The organism is Neobacillus drentensis, assembly GCF_036966985.1.
Lineage (GTDB): Bacteria > Bacillota > Bacilli > Bacillales > Cytobacillaceae > Neobacillus > Neobacillus drentensis_E.
Genome location: NZ_JBALSN010000171.1, coordinates 1 through 3,758 on the forward strand (window position 1 = coordinate 1; position 3,758 = coordinate 3,758).

The following is a 3,758-nucleotide window of genomic DNA, read 5'->3' on the forward strand; positions in this document are numbered from 1 at the left end:
CTATTAGAAGCACTGACACTCATCTTATCGGCATGAACAAGTAAATAAACCTTTTTCAAAGATTCTAATCCCTTTTTAGAAAACTCCACCTGCAAGTTTCTAATTTGGTCAACCTTAATCGATAATCCCTCCGGCTCGACAATATGTACGTCGGGATGGTTCCCATGATTGATTCGCCGGCAATTGTTGCATTCCTCGCATGGTCGGTACTGATCAATGATAGCTTCACAAAATAACGATTTTGTTAGTAACAAGGCTATTTCTCGCTTACCAGTCCCTCTGATGCCCTCAAGAAGGTATGCATGGGCCACTCGATTTTTCACTAAACTGTTTTTTAACATTTTTAAGACAGTTGGCTGAAGCTCTTCTAGTTGCTCCCATGATTTTCCCAAGTTCATCACTCACTAACTTTATTATAATAACGGATCTATTGTTTATTTTTAAAAATGCATATATTGTTCGATTGGGAGGACGAATACGGTGGCTCCGCCAACCTCGACTTCAACTGGATATGGAACATACGAATCAGCATTACCGCCCATCGGTGAAACTGGGGCGACTAACTGCTCTCTAGACCTGCAGTTATCCTTAATAATCTGGAGGGCCCGGTCCACGCGGATATCCTCTGTACCAATCATAAAGGTCGTGTTGCCTGACTTTAGAAATCCACCTGTACTAGCTAATTTGGTTGCTCTAAAATTATTATCCACTAGTGCCTTTGACAATCGATTACTATCTTGGTCCTGTACGACAGCTATGATCATTTTCATCCAAACCATCCTCTCCTTTTTTTATTACTAGTTTCGTTTCCTATATTATAACAGGTAACAGAGCTCCTTACATTCGTAATGACAGATTCTTTAGGATAAAAAAAAGCCCTTTAATAAGGCTTCCTTTTTGCTAGTGATTCTTCAATGATCCTTAACGTTTGCTGAAGAACCTCTTCCACAGTACCTGATGCATCAATGCACCGTATTCTCTCTGGAAAACGGTCAATTAATAGATGGTATCCCTCACTTACCTTTTTGTGGAATTCCAGGTTTTCTAAATCTAAACGATTGATTTCACGGCCTTTATTTTTATTGATCCGCTGCAGCCCCAACTCTGGTTCGATATCAAAGTAGATTGTTAGCTCCGGCATCAAATTTTCAATTGCAAATTGATTGATCGCAAACACCTCATCAATTCCTAATCCGCGCGCATAACCTTGGTATGCTAAAGAACTGTCAACAAACCGGTCGCACAACACTATTTTCCCTTCATCTAGTGCTGGTTTTACCTTTTCTATTAAATGCTGTCTTCTAGCAGCAGCATAGAGTAATGCTTCTGTCCGTGGGTCCATGGCCGTATTCTCTTTAGATAATATGACAGCTCGAATCTGTTCTGCGATATCAATACCACCTGGTTCTCGTGTTAAAAGTACATTTCCAAGCTGATTTGCCACCATTTCAATAATGGTTGACTTACCTGCACCATCCGGTCCCTCAAATGTAATAAATGTTCCATTATTCATCTATATAAAACCTCCAAAACTGTATCTTGCTCTCTTAGGCTGTGCAAAAAATCTTTATGCAACCATCTTTTAATGAAGCTCCTCCTTGGAACCTTGCCCCGGTTTGTATTAGGCGGCTAAGCTGACTGAGCTTGTCTTCTGTGATCCTTTCTCCCTTTAACAGCAAAGGAATACCTGGCGGGTATGGAATAATTGTTTCGGCACATACCTCTCCTAGAACTTTAGATATTGGTAGTTCTTCTATCTCTAAATTCTCCATTTCTTTGAAGGAAATCGCTAAAGAGGAGATTTTCTGGCTAGCTGTTTCAAATATCTCATGAGAAGTATATGCCGACAATCCAGCTAGTGCCTGTTTTATTTTCAAAAGAGTTTCTTTAAACGGAAAGCTTTGCCTGTCTTTAAGTAAGGGCAGAATAAATAGTACATTATTCGGGTCGGCTAATTCTGTAAAAATTGCTGATTCTTCTAGTCTCCTTTGAATTTCAAATCCACTTAAATGGCATCTAGACTGAATGGTTATTTTTAGAGGATCGCCACTCTCGTTAGGATATTCCAGCACCCTAATCGCTGGAATATTCGCCAACTCGTCCCTAAAACGTCTGATTTCAGTTAAAAGAAATATTACATCTTCTTGCGTATATGCACCTAAATAGTTCCTTGCCAAATCCAAGGATGCCATAATAGGATAGGACGGACTGCTTGATTGGAACATAGCAAGGTATTCCTCTAGCTTATTCCTATTGACCATATCACTATTAATATGTAAGTACGAGCCCATTGTCATTGCTGGGAGAATCTTATGTGCGGATTGAACTACAATGTCTGCACCCAATTGAAGCGCGGAAGGCGGAAATGGAGCGCCAAGGATCAAGTGCGGTCCGTGAGCCTCGTCCACTAGTACAGGAATATTGTGCCGATGTGCTTCATTTATTATTTCTTGTAATGCATATCCCAATCCATAGTAGTTGGGATAGGTCAGAATGAGTGCCTTTGCATCAGGATATAATTTGATAGATTCTTTAACTGTTTCTAAACCGATTCCAGAGGGAATTTTCCACTCTTGGTTAAATTCAGGCTCTAGAAAAATAGGATCCGCTTTTGCTAAACTTAGACCATTTAAAATAGACTTATGGCAATTTCTTTGGACGAGGACCTTTGCCCCCTCCTCACATGCTGCCATAATCATTGCTATATTTCCGCCGGTTGAACCATTAACAAGAAAATAACTTTTTCTCGTCTGGTAGAGATCAGCTAATAGTGATTCTGCCTCTAGAATTGCTCCTTCAGGTGAGTGCAGGTCATCTAAACCCGATAATTCGGTTGCATCAATTTTTAAGATATTCTGGAAATAACGGTGAGCCTCAGGTTGAAGCACTTCACCATATTTATGTCCAGGGACATGAAAGGAAACCGGCTTTTTGTTTACGTGTTGGATTAGAGCATCATATAATGGTGTTTTTGATTGATTATTCATTCGTTTACTTCCTTCTAAGAGTCTCATCTATTCTAACAAAAAAACAGTCCCCTTTCTCATTTGACTGCAAAAAAAATAAGCCCATAATGGACTTTTATGAAAAAATTTCTGGCGTGGTTATTTTTTTCAGCTGTTTGAGAAAATATTTATATTTTGGATCCTTTGTATCTGTTTGTATTAAATCATTTTCACATTCTGTACAAATAAACGAAGTATATAGATGTATGCCTTTTGGTTTTAAATTCTCACATATAACACACATTTCCTGATGATATTTCTGTGCTAAAAATGAACTCAATCCCTCCACCTCCATACATCCATTCTGCCCGGAAGTTTTTAATTGTATACAATTTTTCGAATACTCTTTTTCGCGCCATCTTAGTTAATATAGTATGTAACAGTTCACGTTTGGGTGTATGTCTATTCGTAATTTCTTTGAAAACATTTCGTACTTCTTTACTATTGTTTTTGTCCTTATTAAGAAAACACAAAAAAACAACCTATTAGCTTATACACCGTGACACTTTTTAGTTACGCGCTACTCCTTTTTCCGAGCCTTGGCTTTATACACCTATTTAATTATCCGCTTATATTCTTTGGAATCCTTCCGATAGACATTTTTCTGTATACTTAGAGAGTTTTGTCCTTCGGTATCCCTCCGATAGACATTTTTCCACCTAATGTATGGAGTTTTGTCCTTCGGTATATTTACCTTTTCCTCCATAACAAAAAAACAACCTTTTCAGGTTGTCTTTGATGTGCCTGGCAACG

Annotated in this window: 4 protein-coding genes and 1 pseudogene; all 5 read right to left on the reverse strand. The window is 38.6% G+C overall.

Annotation, left to right across the window (positions count from 1 at the left end):
* Nucleotides 1–392, reverse strand: a pseudogene (locus V7659_RS11690) (DNA polymerase III subunit delta'); the annotation flags it as partial.
* 48 nt (nt 393–440) lie between these two features.
* Complete coding sequence (locus V7659_RS11695; protein WP_144555595.1) at nt 441–770, reverse strand: cyclic-di-AMP receptor; 330 nt, start codon at nt 768–770, stop codon at nt 441–443.
* A gap of 110 nt (nt 771–880) precedes the next feature.
* Nucleotides 881–1,513: a dTMP kinase gene (gene tmk / locus V7659_RS11700; protein ID WP_335540163.1), complete on the reverse strand. Its 633-nt coding sequence runs from the start codon at nt 1,511–1,513 to the stop codon at nt 881–883.
* Between the two features lie 34 nt (nt 1,514–1,547).
* On the reverse strand, nt 1,548–2,987 hold the full coding sequence (locus V7659_RS11705; protein ID WP_335540164.1) for an aminotransferase class I/II-fold pyridoxal phosphate-dependent enzyme: 1,440 nt from the start codon (nt 2,985–2,987) through the stop codon (nt 1,548–1,550).
* Between the two features lie 94 nt (nt 2,988–3,081).
* Nucleotides 3,082–3,300, reverse strand: coding sequence for a sigma factor G inhibitor Gin (locus V7659_RS11710; protein ID WP_098576744.1), 219 nt, complete (start codon nt 3,298–3,300; stop codon nt 3,082–3,084).
* Nucleotides 3,301–3,758 lie beyond the last annotated feature (458 nt).